At 66.7% G+C, this 16068-nt stretch carries 12 protein-coding genes and 1 pseudogene; 3 read left to right on the top strand and 10 right to left on the bottom strand.

What is annotated here, in order from left to right; genetic code table 11:
• Window positions 1-26 precede the first annotated feature (26 nt).
• From SLQ30_RS22765 to SLQ30_RS22730, 8 genes are all read right to left on the bottom strand, one after another.
• Complete coding sequence (locus tag SLQ30_RS22765; protein ID WP_319450779.1) at window positions 27-2783, bottom strand: Rne/Rng family ribonuclease; 2757 nt, start codon at window positions 2781-2783, stop codon at window positions 27-29.
• 292 nt (window positions 2784-3075) lie between these two features.
• On the bottom strand, window positions 3076-3486 hold the full coding sequence (ndk, locus tag SLQ30_RS22760) for a nucleoside-diphosphate kinase (protein WP_319450780.1): 411 nt from the start codon (window positions 3484-3486) through the stop codon (window positions 3076-3078).
• Window positions 3487-3496: 10 nt separating this feature from the next.
• Window positions 3497-3892 (bottom strand): DUF4233 domain-containing protein, encoded by a 396-nt coding sequence (locus SLQ30_RS22755; RefSeq protein ID WP_319450781.1) that lies wholly within the window; start codon window positions 3890-3892, stop codon window positions 3497-3499.
• Window positions 3889-5289 carry a bifunctional tetrahydrofolate synthase/dihydrofolate synthase gene (gene folC / locus SLQ30_RS22750; RefSeq protein WP_319450782.1) on the bottom strand — a complete coding sequence of 467 codons (1401 nt, stop codon included), beginning with the start codon at window positions 5287-5289 and terminating at the stop codon, window positions 3889-3891. The genes SLQ30_RS22755 and folC overlap by 4 nt, the downstream gene beginning before the upstream one ends.
• Entirely contained in the window at window positions 5286-7952 is a 2667-nt protein-coding gene (locus tag SLQ30_RS22745) for a valine--tRNA ligase (RefSeq protein WP_319450783.1), read from the bottom strand. Before SLQ30_RS22745 ends, folC begins: the two co-directional genes overlap by 4 nt.
• 86 nt (window positions 7953-8038) lie before the next feature.
• On the bottom strand, window positions 8039-8656 hold the full coding sequence (locus SLQ30_RS22740) for a DUF937 domain-containing protein (RefSeq protein ID WP_319450784.1): 618 nt from the start codon (window positions 8654-8656) through the stop codon (window positions 8039-8041).
• A 104-nt stretch (window positions 8657-8760) separates the two neighbouring features.
• Complete coding sequence (locus SLQ30_RS22735) at window positions 8761-10017, bottom strand: trans-acting enoyl reductase family protein (protein WP_319450785.1); 1257 nt, start codon at window positions 10015-10017, stop codon at window positions 8761-8763.
• A gap of 39 nt (window positions 10018-10056) precedes the next feature.
• Complete coding sequence (locus tag SLQ30_RS22730; protein WP_319450786.1) at window positions 10057-12045, bottom strand: S9 family peptidase; 1989 nt, start codon at window positions 12043-12045, stop codon at window positions 10057-10059.
• Window positions 12046-12165: 120 nt separating this feature from the next.
• On the opposite strand from SLQ30_RS22730, the gene SLQ30_RS22725 reads away from it, so the two are divergent.
• From SLQ30_RS22725 to SLQ30_RS22715, 3 genes are read left to right on the top strand one after another with little or no spacing between them, the layout of a single operon-like run.
• Window positions 12166-12576 (top strand): helix-turn-helix domain-containing protein, encoded by a 411-nt coding sequence (locus tag SLQ30_RS22725; RefSeq protein WP_319450787.1) that lies wholly within the window; start codon window positions 12166-12168, stop codon window positions 12574-12576.
• Entirely contained in the window at window positions 12573-13103 is a 531-nt protein-coding gene (locus SLQ30_RS22720; protein WP_319450788.1) for a PaaI family thioesterase, read from the top strand. The genes SLQ30_RS22725 and SLQ30_RS22720 overlap by 4 nt, the downstream gene beginning before the upstream one ends.
• Before the next feature lie 23 nt (window positions 13104-13126).
• Window positions 13127-14278 (top strand): FAD-dependent oxidoreductase, encoded by a 1152-nt coding sequence (locus SLQ30_RS22715; RefSeq protein WP_319450789.1) that lies wholly within the window; start codon window positions 13127-13129, stop codon window positions 14276-14278.
• Window positions 14279-14295: 17 nt separating this feature from the next.
• On the opposite strand, the gene SLQ30_RS22710 is transcribed toward SLQ30_RS22715, so the two are convergent.
• Both SLQ30_RS22710 and SLQ30_RS22705 read right to left on the bottom strand, forming a co-directional pair.
• Window positions 14296-14793, bottom strand: a complete 498-nt coding sequence (locus SLQ30_RS22710; protein WP_319450790.1) for a transglycosylase family protein — start codon at window positions 14791-14793, stop codon at window positions 14296-14298.
• Between the two features lie 224 nt (window positions 14794-15017).
• Window positions 15018-15242, bottom strand: a pseudogene (locus SLQ30_RS22705) (transglycosylase family protein); the annotation flags it as partial.
• Window positions 15243-16068 lie beyond the last annotated feature (826 nt).

The following is a 16068-nucleotide window of genomic DNA, read 5'->3' as shown; positions in this document are numbered from 1 at the left end:
GCACGTACGGGGTCAAACCGCCCCCGTTAGTCGACGTCGGACGGCGGTCCGGCCGGTCGCGCGGCTGCTCGGCGCCGAGGTCGACCCACTCTCACGGCCGCGACCTGCGGTTCCGGGACGTCATCGTCGTCGTCCTCGTCGTCATCTGAATCGTCGTCGTCATCGATGTCGTCGTCATCTTCGTCGTCGTCGTCGATGTCTTCTTCGTCGTCATCGTCGTCGTCGATGTCTTCGTCGTCATCGGACTCGTCGTCCGACTCGGCGTCGATGACCTCGATGTCGTCGTCATCCTCGTCATCGTCGTCGTCCTCGTCGAGTTCGACGTCGTCCTCATCCGACTCGTCGTCAGATTCGTCGGCGACGAGCCCGGCAGCAGCCTCCGCGCCATGCTCGGCGACCTGGCCGTCGGCTTCGTCGGTCGACACGTCGGTGGCGTCCTCGTCGAGCTCGTCGTCCTCGTCTTCGGGCTGAGCTGCCGCAGCCATCGCCTTGAACATCGGATGCTCACCGGACCCGTGGGAGGGCACCTTGGCCACCTGAACTTCGTCGGCCCGGCCACCCTTCTTGCCACGCTTGCTGCGGCGGCTGGTGGGCTCCGACTTGCGGTTCGCGGACGGTGCAGAGTCCACGGGATCGCCGTGCAGCATGATCCCGCGGCCACCGCAGTGCGTGCACGTGGTGGAGAACGCCTCGATCAGGCCAGTGCCGAGCTTCTTGCGCGTGAGCTGAACCAGCCCGAGCGAGGTCACCTCGGACACCTGGTGACGCGTGCGGTCCCTGGCCAGCGCCTCGGTCAGGCGCCGCAGTACCAGGTCGCGGTTGGACTCGAGCACCATGTCGATGAAGTCGATGACGATGATTCCGCCGATGTCGCGCAGCCGTAGCTGGCGCACGGTTTCCTCGGCGGCCTCGATGTTGTTCTTCGTGACGGTCTGCTCGAGGTTGCCTCCCGAGCCGGTGAACTTGCCGGTGTTCACGTCGACGACGGTCATCGCCTCGGTGCGGTCGATCACCAGCGTGCCGCCAGAAGGCAGCCACACCTTGCGGTCCATCGCCTTGGTCAGCTGCTCGTCGATCCGGTGGACCGCGAACACGTCGGGCCCGTCCGGTGAAGCGGGTTCGTACTTCGTCATCCGCGGCACCAGTTCGGGCGCCACGGCATTCACGTAGTCGTCGATGGTCTTCCAGGCATCGTCACCCGAGACGATGAGCCCGGAGTAATCCTCGTTGAACAGGTCGCGAATGACCTTGACCAGGACGTCGGGCTCCTCGTAGAGCGCCACCGCGGCACCCGCCGCCTTACCGGTGACGTCGGTGGCCTTGGCCTCGATCTCGGTCCAACGCTCCTGCAGCCGGTTCACGTCGGTGCGGATGTCGTCTTCCTTGACACCCTCCGACGCGGTTCGAATGATGACGCCTGCGTCGGCCGGGACGACTTCGCGCAGGATCTCCTTGAGGCGCTGCCGCTCGGTGTCGGGCAGCTTGCGGCTGATCCCGGTCGAGGATGCGCCTGGCACGTACACCAGGTAGCGCCCCGCAAGCGACACCTGGGTGGTCAGCCGCGCACCCTTGTGACCGACGGGGTCCTTGCTCACCTGCACCACGACGTAGTCGCCAGGCTTGAGGGCCTGTTCGATCTTGCGCTGTGCGCCGCCGAGTCCGGCGGCCTCCCAGTTGACTTCACCGGCGTAGAGCACGCCGTTGCGGCCACGCCCGATGTCGACGAACGCGGCTTCCATGGACGGCAGCACGTTCTGCACGATGCCGAGGTAGATGTTGCCGACCAACGACGCGGACCCGGCCGACGTGACGAAGTGTTCGACGACAACGCCGTCCTCGAGCACCGCGATCTGCGTGTAACGGGCGCCTTCGTGTGGCGGTTCGGAGCGAACCTTGTCATGTACGACCATCACCCGGTCGACGGCTTCACGGCGCGCCAGGAACTCGGCCTCGCTCAGGATCGGCGGGCGGCGCCTGCCGGCGTCACGACCGTCGCGACGGCGCTGACGCTTGGCCTCTAGCCGAGTCGAACCCGCGATGCCCTGGATCTCGTCGGACTTGTCGCTCTTGTCGGCCCTGCCCGCACTTCGCGGCGCCCGCTCGTGGACGACCGTATTGGGTGGATCGTCCGGCGAGGCGGCCTCGCCGCTCTCGCCTCCGCTGGACTTGCGACGCCTGCGGCGACGGCGCCGACGGTTGGCCGGGTCGCCTGAGCCACCGTCGTCATCGGCGCCCTCGTCGTCATCGGACTCATCCGCGTCGTCGTCGGACTCGGCTTTGTCGCCCGATTCTTCGTCGTCACCGTCTTCGTCGGCACTCTGCTCGCCACGGCCACGACCGCGACCGCGCCTGCCGCGCCGGCGCCTGCGGTTGGCCGGGCGCTCACCCTGGTCGTCGTCATCGTCGACGTCGTCGCCAGCGGCGTCATCGTCGTCTTCGTCGTCCTCTTCTTCGGCGCGCACCACTGGCACGAACGCGACGGGCTGAGGAGCGACGAACAACGGCATGTATGCGGCCGGTTCCGAAGTGCTGGGTGCGGCGGCCTCGAGCAGCAGCCGGGATTCGGGTTCGACCTCCACTTGCACGTCGTCCACCTGCACGGCGTCGTCCTCAGCGGGGGTCGCGTCGTCCACGGGCGCCGCGTCTTCCACGGCGTCTTCCACGGCAAATGGGTCCGAAACGCTGCGCTCCACTGGAGCGGAGTCTGCGCTCAGCTGAGCTGGCACGCCCCCGTCTTGCAGGGCGTTTTCGGATAGGTCTGCGATTTGGGCATCGTCGGCCACGTACTCTCCTCAAGCCCCCGGGCGCGTCTTGATCGACGCGGCCACGCGAGGGCTTCCGCTATGGGCCCGGGGACTTCTCCCGAGCTTGTTGTGGTCTCGCTCCGAGCGGCTCGTAGGGAACCCTCAGTGCCTGGCTGAATGATGGCTGGACTTCGCGCCGCACTCGGAATTGTTCCTTGGTGGTCGCGCTCGTCTTAAGTCTTCATCCGGGCGACAGCCCCACTGTGGAGCAGGTCACCCGAGGCCAGTATCCCACACCGCGGCGCTGAAACTGACGAACCGGCCGGTTCAGCTAACGACCGGGAAACCAGAGCTCGATTTCTCGGGCCGCCGAATCGGGCGAATCCGAGCCGTGCACGAGGTTGTCCTGGGTAACAAGTGCCAGGTCACCGCGGATGGTGCCAGGGGTCGCCTTCTCCACCGGATCGGTGGCCCCGGCGAGCTGGCGAAACGCCGCAACAGCCCGAGGACCTTCCACGATGGCGGCTACGACAGGGCCGGACGTGATGAATTCCAGCAGCGACGGAAAGAACGGCTTGCCCTCGTGCTCTGCGTAGTGCTGCCGGGCCAGGTCGTCGCTCACCGTCTTCAATTCGAGGGCCGCGATCGTCAGGCCCTTGCTTTCAATTCGGCCGAGAATCTCACCGACGAGGCGTCGCTTGACGCCGTCTGGCTTGACCAATACAAGAGTCCGCTCCGTCACGGCGCAGAGCCTACTCGTCAGTAGGCGGAGCCTGTTGCCCGGGCAACAGACCCTGCTTTTGGCGTCGGCTGACCTCGGCCCGCAGGTAGGCGATCAGCCCCCACACCACGGCGAAGACCACTCCTATGAAGCCAATGGCAGCGTGGATGAACCAGCCCGCGATCAACACGGCCTGCATCGCAAGATTGGCCCACAGCGCCCATGGCCGCCCCTGCATCCCCGCCAACAGCACCAGGACCGCCGCGAAGCCGATGAGGAACCCTCCGCTGAGCGGGGTCAACCCGCCCTCGGAATAGGAAACGACCGGCAGCGCGAGCAGCACGACGATGGCCTCGAGGATCAGCGTGCCTGCCATCACCCCTCGAAAGCTCTTCCACGGATCTGGGGGTGCGGGCTGCTCAGTCACGCGGGATCCCTTCCGAACAGGGTCCGCGCCGCACCCGCGGTGAACACCGACCCGGTGATGACCATCCCTGCGCCGGTGAAACCGTCATCGTTGCCGGCCTCCTCGACGAGTGCGGTCGCGGTCTCGATCGCATCGGGCAGGGTGCTGGCGGTGATGACCCGTTCGGGCCCGAACCGTTCCTCGGCCCGCCAGGCGAGCGCCTCGACGTCCATCGCGCGCGGGGATCCGTTGTGCGTGACGATGACCTGGTCGAAGGCGGGCTCCAGCGCGGCCAGGATGCCGTCGACGTCCTTGTCGGCCATCACCGATATCACCCCGACGAGGAAGCGGAAGTCGAACTCCTGATCGAGGGCCTGGGCCAGCGCCTCGGCTCCCGCCGGATTGTGCGCGGCATCGATGAATACCGTTGGCGCGCTGCGCATTCGCTCTAGCCGTCCCGGGGTGGTGACCGAGGCGAAGCCCGCCCTGATGGCGTCGATGTCCAATTGCCTGTCGGCGCCCGCGCCGAAGAACGCTTCGACTGCCGCCAGCGCCACGACCGCGTTGTGGGCCTGATGCTCGCCGTGCAGTGGCAGGAAGATTTCGGAGTACACCCCGCTGAGACCCTGCAGTTCGAGCAACTGGCCACCGACTGCGAGCTGCCTGTCGAGCACCGCGAACTCGGAATCCTCCCGCGCCACTGCAGCATCCGCCCGCACGGTCTCCGCGAGCAGCACCTCCATCGCCTCCGGCAGCTGCCGCGCGATCACCGCCACCGTGTCGATGGGAACCAGGTCGTCGCCTTGCCTGACGATGATGCCGGCCTTCTCGGCCGCGATGTCGGCGACGTGCTCGCCCAGATACTCGGTGTGGTCCAGCCCGATCGGCGTGATGACCGCGACGGGCGCGTCGACGACGTTGGTCGCGTCCCAGCGGCCGCCCATGCCGACCTCCACCACAGCGACGTCGACCGGCGCGTCGGCGAACGCCGCGAAGGCCATGCCGGTGACGACCTCGAACTTGCTCATCCTTGGGCCGCCTGCCGCCTCGGATTGCTTGTCGACGAGCTCGACGAACGGCTCGATTTCGCGATAGGTGTCGACGTACTGGGCAGGGGTGATGGGCACGCCGTCGATCGAAATCCGTTCCACCGCAGACTGAAGGTGCGGGCTGGTGGTGCGCCCGGTGCGGCGGTGCAGTGCGGTCAGCAGCGCATCGACCATGCGCGTCACCGACGTCTTGCCGTTGGTTCCCGCGACGTGAATGCTCGGGTAGCTGCGCTGCGGCGAACCCAGCAACTCCATCAGCGCGCTGATGCGGGTGGTGCTTGGCTCGAGTTTCGTTTCCGGCCAACGCTGGTCGAGCAAATGCTCGACCTGCAGCAGCGCCGCGATCTCGTCGGGCGTTGGTTCACTCATTGCAGGCCGGCCAGGCGGGCCGTGATCCGCTCGACCTCTTCCCCGGCGACCTGCTGGCGCCCCCGGATCTTGTCGACGACGGCGTCGGGCGCCTTGGCCAGGAACTCCTCGTTGCCCAATTTGGCCTCGCTTTGCGCAAGTTCCTTCTGGGCGGCGGCGAGGTCCTTCTGGAGCCTGCGCCGCTCGGCCTCCACGTCAACGGTGCCCGACGTGTCGAGCTCGACGAGCACGGTGGCGCGGGACAGCCGAACCTCAACGGCCGCAGAAGGATTGAATCCGTCATCGGGTTCGGTGAGCCAGGCCAATGATCTGACGGCGTCGACCTGGGTGTCCAAGTCGGCATCGGTGATCGCGGCCAATCGCGCGGGCACCCGCTGCCGGTCGTTGAGCCCTTGATCACTTCGGAATCGACGCACCTCGGTGACGAGCTTCTGCATGTCCGCGATGCGTGCGCCGGCAATGTCGTCAAGCGCGTAGCCGGAAGGTTGCGGCCAGTCGGCAATCACGACCGACTCGCCACCGGTCACGGTCTTCCACAGCGTCTCGGTGACGAACGGCATCACCGGGTGCAGCAGTTTGAGCAGCGTGTCAAGGACTGCGGCCAACACGGCGTTGGTAGGTCCGTTCGGCGCGCCAGCGAGTTGCACCTTGGCCAATTCCAGGTACCAGTCACAGAATTCGTCCCATGCGAAGTGGTACAGCGCCTCGCAGGCGCGACTGAACTCGTATGAGTCGAACGTCGAATCGACTTCCGCGCGAACCTCTTCCAGTCGGCCCAGGATCCACCGGTCGGCGTCGGTGAGCTCGTCGACACCGGGCAGTGGCGCGAGCGCCGCCCCGTTCATCAGCGCGAACCGGGTCGCGTTGAACACTTTGGTAGCGAAGTTACGCGAGGCCCTGGCGGCGTCATCGCCGATGGACATGTCGCCACCGGGGCTGGCGCCGCGAGCCAGCGTGAACCGCAACGCATCCGCGCCAAACGTCTGCACCCAGTCCAACGGGTCGATCCCGTTGCCCTTCGACTTGCTCATCTTGCGACCGAACTCGTCGCGGATCAGGCCGTGCAGAAAGACGTTCTCGAACGGCACCTGGGGACCCCGCTGACCGTCATGCGTGAGCACGGGGTCGTCACCGACGAACGTGCCGAACATCATCATGCGGGCGACCCAGAAGAAGATGATGTCGTAACCGGTGACGAGCACGCTTGTCGGATAGAACTTCTCGAGTTCGGGCGTGCGGTCGGGCCAGCCCATGGTCGAGAACGGCCAGAGTGCCGACGAGAACCACGTGTCCAACACGTCGAAGTCCTGTTCCCAGCCCTCCGGGGGCGTCTCGTCGGGTCCAACGCAGACCTGCTGGCCGTCTGGGCCGTGCCAGATGGGGATGCGGTGCCCCCACCAGAGCTGCCGCGAGATGCACCAGTCGTGCATGTTGTCCACCCAGGCGAACCACCTGGGCTCGAGGCTGGTCGGATGAATGACCGTGTCGCCGTTTCGGACCGCATCACCTGCAGCCTTCGCCAACGACTCGACACTGACCCACCACTGCAGCGACAGCCGTGGCTCGATGGGCTCTCCACTGCGCTCCGAGTGCCCGACGCTGTGCAGGTAAGGTCGCTTCTCCTCGACGATGCGGCCCTGCGCCGCGAGCGCCTCACGGACCGCGACCCGCGCCTCCAACCTGTCGATTCCGTCGAATTCGGTTCCCGTGCCGGTGATCCGGCCCTTCGTGTCCATGATCGACGGCATCGGAAGCTGGTGCCGCACACCGATCTCGAAGTCATTGGGGTCGTGTGCCGGCGTGACCTTTACTGCGCCCGTACCGAATTCGGGGTCGACGTGAGCGTCGGCCACGATGACGATGTCCCGATCCAAGAAAGGATGCGGCAAGGTCGAACCGACCAACGCCCGATACCGTTCGTCATCGGGATGAACCGCGATCGCGGTGTCCCCCAACATGGTCTCGATTCGGGTGGTGGCCACCACGATGTGGGGTTCGTCGTCCTTCATCGAGCCGTACCGGAACGACACCAGCTCGCCCTCGACGTCCTCGTATTTGACCTCGAGATCCGATATCGCAGTCTCGAGCACCGGTGACCAGTTGACCAGGCGCTCCGCCTGATAGATCAGCCCCGCGTCGTAGAGCCGCTTGAAGATGGTCCGGACGGCGCGGGACAGCCCGTCGTCCATGGTGAACCGGTCCCGGCTCCAGTCGACGCCGTCCCCCAGCGCGCGCATCTGCCAGCCGATGGTTCCGCCGGACTCGCGCTTCCAGTCCCACACCTTGTCGATGAACAGCTCGCGGCCGAAGTCCTCCTTGGTCTTGCCGTCGACCGCAAGTTGTTTCTCGACCACGCTCTGAGTGGCGATGCCCGCGTGGTCCATCCCCGGGAGCCACAGCACCTCGTAACCCTGCATGCGCTTGCGGCGGGTCAGTGCATCCATCAGCGTGTGGTCCAGCGCGTGACCCATGTGCAAGTTGCCGGTGACGTTCGGCGGCGGCAGCACGATCGAATACGGCGGCTTGCCGCTCGAAGCGTCGGCAGTGAAGTAGCCCGCGGCCACCCAACCCTCGTACAGGTCGGCCTCTACCGCGCTCGGATCCCACGTCTTGGGCAGCGCTGCTGCCTCGTCGTGTTCGGTGGGCTTGGAGGTGGCAGTCACCTCAACAGTCTAGGAACCACTTGGGTGGGCAAGCGAAAGCCCCCGAAGTCTCGGCGACTTCGGGGGCTCAACGCCGGATCGGGACGCTACTTCTTGCCGCCCAGCAGCCCGCCAAGGATGTCGCCGAGGGCGCCACCGGCACCGCCCTGGCCACCGCCGCCTCCGAGCACGCTGCCCAGGATGCTGCCGAGCGCGTTGTTTCCGCCGCCACCGCCGCCGAGGATGCTGCCCAATACGTCACCAAGACCGCCACCACCGCCGGCGGCCTGCGGCTGAGCCGGCGCCGCCGCGCCTCCGCCCTTGGTCAGCTGCTTGCCGATGTAGGCCAATACGATCGGCGCGAGGATCGGCAGCAGTTGCTTGAGCAGCCCGCTGCTACCGGCGCCACCCCCAGCCAACGCCGAAGCGACCTGGTTGCTGTCGTTGCCGCCGAAGATGTTGGCGACGATCTTGTCGCCCTCGTGCTGATCGACCTGATCGACGCTCACGCCGCCGTCGAGTAATCCGCTGGCGGCCTGCGTGCTGACGGCCGACTCCAGGTTGCTCGAATCGATGTCGTCCGATGCGACGTTGTGCTGCAAGCCACCGACGAGCGCGGGCACCAGGGTGTGAATGGCGCTGTTCACCTCGCCTTCATCAACCCCGAGCTTGCTCGCAATGTCCTTTACTGGGATCTCTGCAAAGAGATCGTCGAGACCAGCCATGCCGTGTCCACCTTCGTCGCTGAAATTGTTGCTATCGCGCCTGCGACACTAGTCGTTTCGATCTTGGCTGACAGGCGTTCCGCGCGCCCCGATGTGAATACCGGTCAGTTCAGCCGCTCGGTCTCCAACACCACTCCAGCAGCGGGCAATCTGGTCAGCAGGGCATCCCCCATGCAGGCTGCCGGGGTCAGTACGCCCCGGAGCTCGGTGAGCCGGTCGCGGTCGAAGGCGAGCGCCAACGCACACTCCCCCAACAACACCGACGTGGCCTTGTATCCGAAGTCGCCCTGCTGGGCCATAGTGGCGCGGTAGCGCACGCCTCGCGAGGTGGTGGTGTAGGTCTCCACCCGATAGTGGCCCTTGTCCCTCGTCCGTTCATTGGGACCGGTGCCTGGCGTCGGCGCGATGCGTTCGACGAGCCCACGCGGCAGCTTGTTGAAGTACCGGCTGCCCAACCCGAGCACCGCGGCGTTGCCTGCGGTTCCCATGGCCGCGGCTACCGGCGCCACCACAGACGAGCCCATGCTCATGTGCTCCGCGTAACGAAACTTGCGGCCGTAGGCCCAGTCGAGCAACGCGTTGCTGCGGCGGACGAGGCGCGAGTTGACCGCGCCCATCACGAAGGCACCCGTCCAGATGCCATCCAACTCGGGGGCGAGCTCGCGGCCGCGCCGCCATGGCGTGTCCGACTGCGGCCCCAGTTCGGGTTCGGCCGCGCGGTCGGTGGTCAGTGTGTAGGGATCGTTCATCAGTCGCCGCGCCTCGGGGTCGGCCGACATCATCGACATCACCTCGATCATCGAGGCGGCGGTACCTCCGGACACGCCGCCTGCCATGGCACGCATCACGAAGTCAGTCTCTCCGAGTTCGCCCGCCTGATCGTCGGACGCCCGCCGATGAAGCGCAAACACCGTGAGATCCGAAGGGATGGAGTCGAATCCGCATGAGGGCACGATGCGCGCTCCGCTGTCCTGCGCCTGCTTGTGGTACAGGTCGATGCTCTCGCGAATGAACAGCGTCTCGCCGGTCAGGTCCGCGTAGTCGGTTCCGGCCTCCGCACACGCGGCCACCAACGGCAACCCGTACTTGATATATGGGCCGACGGTGGTGACCACCACGCGCGTGCGCTTCGCCATGGCACTCAGCGTGGCGGGCGACGAGGCGTCCGCGACGATCAGCGGCCAGCTTCGCGCGGAGGCAGGCAGGCTGTCGCGCACCGCGCTCAGCTTGTCGAGGGACCGGCCCGCAAGGGCCATGCGGGCCGGGCCGCCCGCCGTTGCCAGGTAGTGCGCCGTCAGCTTCCCGACGAAGCCGGTCGCGCCGTACAGGACGATGTCGAATTCACGCTGAGCCTCGGACATGGCCCCAACCTACCGGTCGGTGGGCCCGCCCCAGGAGCGTCAGCCGAGGAGTTCCGGCACCTCGCCCGCGACCCCGCGCAGGTGCTGATCGAGGAATGCCGTGACCACCTGATACCAGATCTTGGCGTGCTGCGGCGCGAGCACCCAATGTCCCTCGGTCGGGAAGTACAGGAACTCGTGCGGGCTGGTGCCGTCGTCGGCAGCGGGCAGCGCGGACTCGGCCAGCAACTGGTACCACAGCCGCAGCCCCTCGCCGATGGGCACGCGATAGTCCTTGTCGCCGTGGATCACCAGCATCGGCGTGCTGATTGCGTCGACGTGGCGGTGCGGGGAATTCTGCTCGGCCATCTCCGACGTCATCTCGCGTCGCCACCAGTACGCGCCGTCGGTCGTCGGCCCGAATTGATCGAGCGCCCACAGGCTGGCGTGGGTCACGATGGCGTCGAAGCGGTCGGTCTGCCCGGCGATCCAGTTGGCCATGTATCCGCCGAACGACCCACCCATCGCCGCGGTGCGCGTCTCGTCCACCCGGGGGTGGGCGCAGGCGGCATCCGTCGCGGCCATCAGGTCGGTGTAGGGCGCGGCCCCCCATGCTCCCCAACCTCGTTGGATGAACTCCTGCCCGTAGCCCGTCGACAGAGCCGGGTCGGGCATGAGCACGGCATAGCCGTGCGCGGTCAGCAGCCACGGATTCCACCGCCAGTGCCACGCGTTCCAGCTGCCGAGTGGACCACCGTGGATCCACAGGACAAGAGGTGCCGGAGCTGTGTTCTCCGAGCCCGCGGGCAGCGTCAGCCAGGACCGGATGGTGGTGCCGTCGGCGGCGGTGGTGACGAGTTCGGTCAAGTCGCCTGGCAGCGTGGGCATTTCGACGCACGGGAGCGCTGAGACGAAGCCGGCCGCATCGATGCGCACCGGATGTGGCGGCACGGCATACGAATTGCGCAGTGCGTAGAGCACGCCGCCGGGAGCGGGCCAGACGTCGGTGTAGCCGTAGCCGTCGTCGACGAGCCCGCTAACCGTCGACGTAGCGGGATCGACCGCGAAGATCGGTCCGCGGCCGTTATCGTCGGCCGTCACGATCAACGTCGCACCGTTGGCGGACCAGCGGACCGAAGTGGGCCACCGGTCCCAGGAGTCGAGTTCGACGAAGGCTTCGCCGAAGTGCATCCAGCACAAGGTGATTCGCGGCGCCTGCAGTGGTGTGGACGTCGTCTCGCGGAGGAATGCGACAGTCGTTCCGGCCGGCGAGATAGCCGGGGCGTACAGGTCGGCGCCCGGGTCGTCGACCAGGACGGTCCGCTCGCCGGTCGCGACGTCGATGCGCATCAACACCGATCGGATCGACGCGCCGGGGCCGGGCACCTGCCACGAAGTGACGACGAACCGCCCATCGCTGCTGACGTCGATGCTCGCGTCACGTAGGCCCTGGGCCGGATCGGCAGTGAGGTCGCGGAGCTCCCCGACGTCGAGCAGGTGCGGCTGCGCCGGGCCGATGTCGTGATCCCAGTGGCGCACTGGATAACCCGTGTGGAGTACGGCAGAAACCTTCGCGTCCTTGCGCAGCGCGCGCAGGCGCTTGTCCTCCTCGGCATCGGCGGCCGACGGCAGCAAGGCCGCGGTGACGAGCGTGACGTCGGCGGCCCGCGCGACGTGGACGCCGTCCACCCCGCCGGCCAGGGCCAGCAATTCGAGCGCCTCACCTCCGGCGGCAGGCAGCCGCCACAGCGACTTGGCCGGTTCGTCGCCGCCCTTGGCCTCCGAACCGGGCCGCACCGCGACGAACAACAGGTCGCCGTTCGCGGTGAAGGTGGGCGCCGATTCGCCCTTCGCGCCCCGCGTGAGCCGACGCGCGGGGCGTTCGCCCGCCGGATCGAGCTCCCATATCGCGCTGATGTATTCGGTGCGCTGCTCGTTGAGTTCGGCGACCGTCGCCACCGCGCGGGTTCCGTCGGGTGACACCACCAGACCGGACACCCGAGGCAGAGCGAGGTAGGCGTCCAGGTCGTCGAACGGGGTAGAAGTCACGTTCCGTTCGTAGCACACGCTTCGGTTGCACTGAGGGTCGTCGGTTCCGCCCAGTCGCCGCCGTAGATGCAATCGAAGCGTCAGTTTGATTTTCAAACTCACTGCTGGCACGCTAAGAAGGTGCCCATCGCGCCGCTCGCCGAGCTCCCTGGACGGCCGTGCCCGATCGCGGCCGCACTCGAGGTCGTCGGCGAACGATGGGCACTGCTGGTCGTGCGCGAGCTCGCGCTGGGGGCCAACCGGTTCAGCGACATCGTGGCTGGCACCGGTGCGCCACGGGATCGCATCGCGGCCAGGCTCAAGACGCTCGAACACGCCGGAGTCGTCACCCGCGTGCCGTATCAGAGCGCGCCACCGCGCGACGAGTACCGGCTCACCGCCTCCGGTCAGGCCCTGATACCCGTGCTCGATGCCCTGCTGGCATGGGGCAAGGAGCACGCCGTCGCCGCCGATGACCCCGAAAGACCACGCCGATACCGGACCTTTGCCGAACAAGCCGAACACCCTTCAAGAAAGGTAAGGACGTCATGACCGCGGAACTCACCGAGGCCACCACCGACAAGGGTTGGGGCGAGCAGCGCTCGAAGGTCATCACCTGGCACGACCCGGCGCCCACCACGGCACGCGGGCTTTCGATGGCGGGCGTCGACTACCTACAGGCGATGATCGACGGCGAACTTCCGCCACCTCCGATCTCCGGACTGATGGAATTCACTATGGCCGCAGCCGAACCCGGCAAGGTCGTGTTCACCTGCCGTCCCGACGAGTCGGCGTTCAACCCCATCGGCGCGATTCACGGCGGTCTGGTCTGCACACTGCTGGACTCGGTGGCCGGTTGCGCCCTGCACAGCACGCTTCCGCAGGGCAAGGGCTACACCTCCATCGAGATCAAGGTCAACTACCTCAAGGCCGTCCGGCCCGGCAGTGGACTCCTGACCGCCACCGGGACAGTGGTCAAGGCCGGTGCGCGCGTCGGCTTCACCGAAGGTGTCGTCACCGACGCCACCGGTGCCGTGGTGGCCACCGCTACGAGCACGCTGCTCGTGTTCGACCTGTAGCCGCCGCACGCTAGTTTCACTATGTGAGCCAGCGGATCCTTGTCGTCGGGGCAGGCATCGCGGGGCTGGCAACGGCCGTCGGCCTGCAGCGAGCGGGCCGCCAGGTAACCGTCATCGAGGAGCGCGCCGACACGTCGCAAGGTGCAGGCATCAGCATCTGGCCGAACGCGCTGGCCGCGCTCGATGAGCTCGGCCTCGGGGACGCCGTACGGGATGCCGGCGGGCAGGTCGCCGCGGGCGCCATACGGTGGCACGACGGATCGTGGTTGCGTCAGCCCGCCCCCGAACGCATGGCCAAGGCCCTCGGCGAGCCCTTGGTGGTAGTGCGGCGGTCGGTGCTCATGGCGATCCTGACCGACGCGCTGGATGAAGGCACCATCGAATCCGGCGTGGCCGCGACTGGCCTCGTCGCCACCGCATCGGGAGTCCGGATCACGTTGTCGGACAACACGACACGCGATGCCGATGCAGTCGTGGGCGCCGACGGAGTGGGCTCGGTGGTGGCCGGTCACCTCAACGGCACCCTGAATCGGCGGTACGCGGGGTACACCGCGTGGCGTGGGGTCGCGGCGCACGCCTTGGACCCGCACCTTGCGGGCGAAACCATGGGCACCGGAACGGAATTCGGCCACGTCCCACTGGGACCCGACCACACCTATTGGTTCGCCACCGAGCGCGGACCTGAAGGCCGCACCGCGCCAGGCGGCGAACTGGCGTACCTGCGGTCGAAGTACGACTCCTGGTCGGACCCCATCCCCTCGGTGTTGGCGGCCACCGATCCGGATGACGTGCTGCGAAACGACCTCTACGACCGCGTCGCGGCCAGGCAGTGGTCACGCGGACCCATCGTGCTCGTTGGCGATGCAGCGCACCCGATGCGCCCGCACCTGGGCCAGGGCGGCTGTCAGGGGCTGGAGGACGCGGCGATCCTCACGCATTGCCTCGAGCACGCCCCCGACCCGGCGACGGCATTCACCCAATTCGTGATCGCGCGGCGACCACGCGCGCTGGCGTTGGCAAGGGAGTCGAAACTGATCGGCCAGGTCGTCAATGTCCGGCCCGCCTTCGTGAGCGCGCTGGCGATGCGCGCCTCACGGCTGGTTCCGGAACCGGTGCTGACGCGTCACCTGGCCTCCGTCGCCGCCCGGTCGGCATTCGTCCTGCCGTCACTCTGACGCTGGGGCCCTAGCGTTCAGCCACGCGGCTGGGCCAGCGTCGCCAGTGGGCTGAGGAACGTCGAGCAGATCTGACGGAGGTCGATGATCCCGAGGATGCCGCCGGGCCGGATCATGCCGCAACCGCCCGCGGCGACGGGTGCGCTCGGCGCGTCCCACAGCACTGGGCTGCCTCCCCGCGAGCCGCACGTGGGCCATGCGCCTGGCCCCTGGCTCGCCAGCACGTTTTCTGCGACGCGGATCTGGTCCTCCCGCGAGGCCATCGAGGGCGAACCGAATCCGCCGTTCGAGGACCAGGTGGACGGCTTGAACTGAAGGCCGCCGAAATGTCCGTTGCCGGTGTTGGCCGCCCAGTTGCCACCCGACTCACACTGGGCGACAGCATCCCAGTTCATGGTGTCGGCACTGGCGGGCGCTGTCGCGAACAGTGCGGACATCCCCATGGCCACCGCGGCGAATGCACCGATCAGAACTGCGAGCTTGATGGTTCTGCGAGTCGTGCTGCGAGCGATCATCTGCGGTCCTTCCCCGACCGTTTGACACGAGGACCGCTGCCAAGTTGCTGGCAATTGACGCGGTCACACGGTAATTCGTGTGACCGAGCTCACCTGTTACACAAGAGGTGGAAGTTCTTTACCGTTATGTGACGGGAAATCGAGAACAGTGAGGTAGAAGGGGAAAAAGAGAAAGCGGCGCCGGGCGTGTCACCTGGCACCGCTTGCTCGCTAGCTGGGAGAAATTACCCCCGACGGCCGCAAACCGGCCACGCCCGAATGCCCTGGGTCTTGAGCACGTTGTTGGCGACGCGGATCTGCTCCTCGCGGCTGGCCTGGTGAGGCGAGCCCGAGCCACCGTTGGCGTGCCAGGTGCCCATGGTGAACTGCAGACCACCGTAGTAACCGTTGCCGGTCGCGGTGTGCCAGTTGCCGCCCGACTCGCAGGCTGCGACGGCGTCCCAGTTCACGTCAGCGTTCGCGGTACCGGCGCCCAGCGCCATCGGAGCCACGACGAGCGCCCCGGCGATGGTGGCCAGTCCAAACGTCTTGCGGATGTTCTTCAACTTCTGTCCTTTCGCCACGCGCGCGCCAACAACGCCGCACTGAGCGGACGCAGGTGCCTGCCTGGGCAGGCGAATGATTTGGGTCGTGCCTTCTCGGTCGGGCTCGACAGCAGGAGGACGGATCGCCTCGCCGGGGAAAAAATGCCCGGCGGCCGCACGGCACCGAGTTCACCCGGACCGGCCGCAGCCCCACTCACACGCAGGTTCGTGGTAATGAAATTATTTGCTCCAATGGAGACGACAGGACGTTACAAATCTTTTGACGCAAAGTCATGTTTCGCGTGGGGCGTGTCGCGATCAGATAACAGATGGATCACGGTCGTGACATTGCGACATTGCGACATCCGTGCAGGTCACCGCAGCCTTTGTCCGCCAAACGGGGATCCTCGGATCAACACGCTCGGGTGAGCCATCTCACCACGATTCTGTGAGGTGGCACACAGGAATCGGACTCCACCTGCTACGACGCGAACGAAATTGCTTGTGCAACAACCCCAAAAAGTGAAATAACCCGATTTCGGTGGTATGGCTTCGCTCGAGCTGCGTTCAGGTGGAGTATCGCCGCGCAGAAGTCAATACCACTGTGGTGCAATCTATTTCGCCTCAAATCTGGATACTGCTCGCGGCCGGGCGGATATTGCTCGCGATCACACCGGACGGTGACTACGGGCGTTATGTCCTTGCGTGCCTGATGTTTTCGTCCTCTTGTTCCAGAAGTGGAGCGCCGCGA

The sequence above is a fragment of the Mycobacterium sp. RTGN4 genome (genome assembly GCF_033804635.1).
In the GTDB taxonomy this organism is placed as follows: domain Bacteria; phylum Actinomycetota; class Actinomycetes; order Mycobacteriales; family Mycobacteriaceae; genus Mycobacterium.
This window is presented reverse-complemented; position numbering and strand designations above follow the sequence as displayed.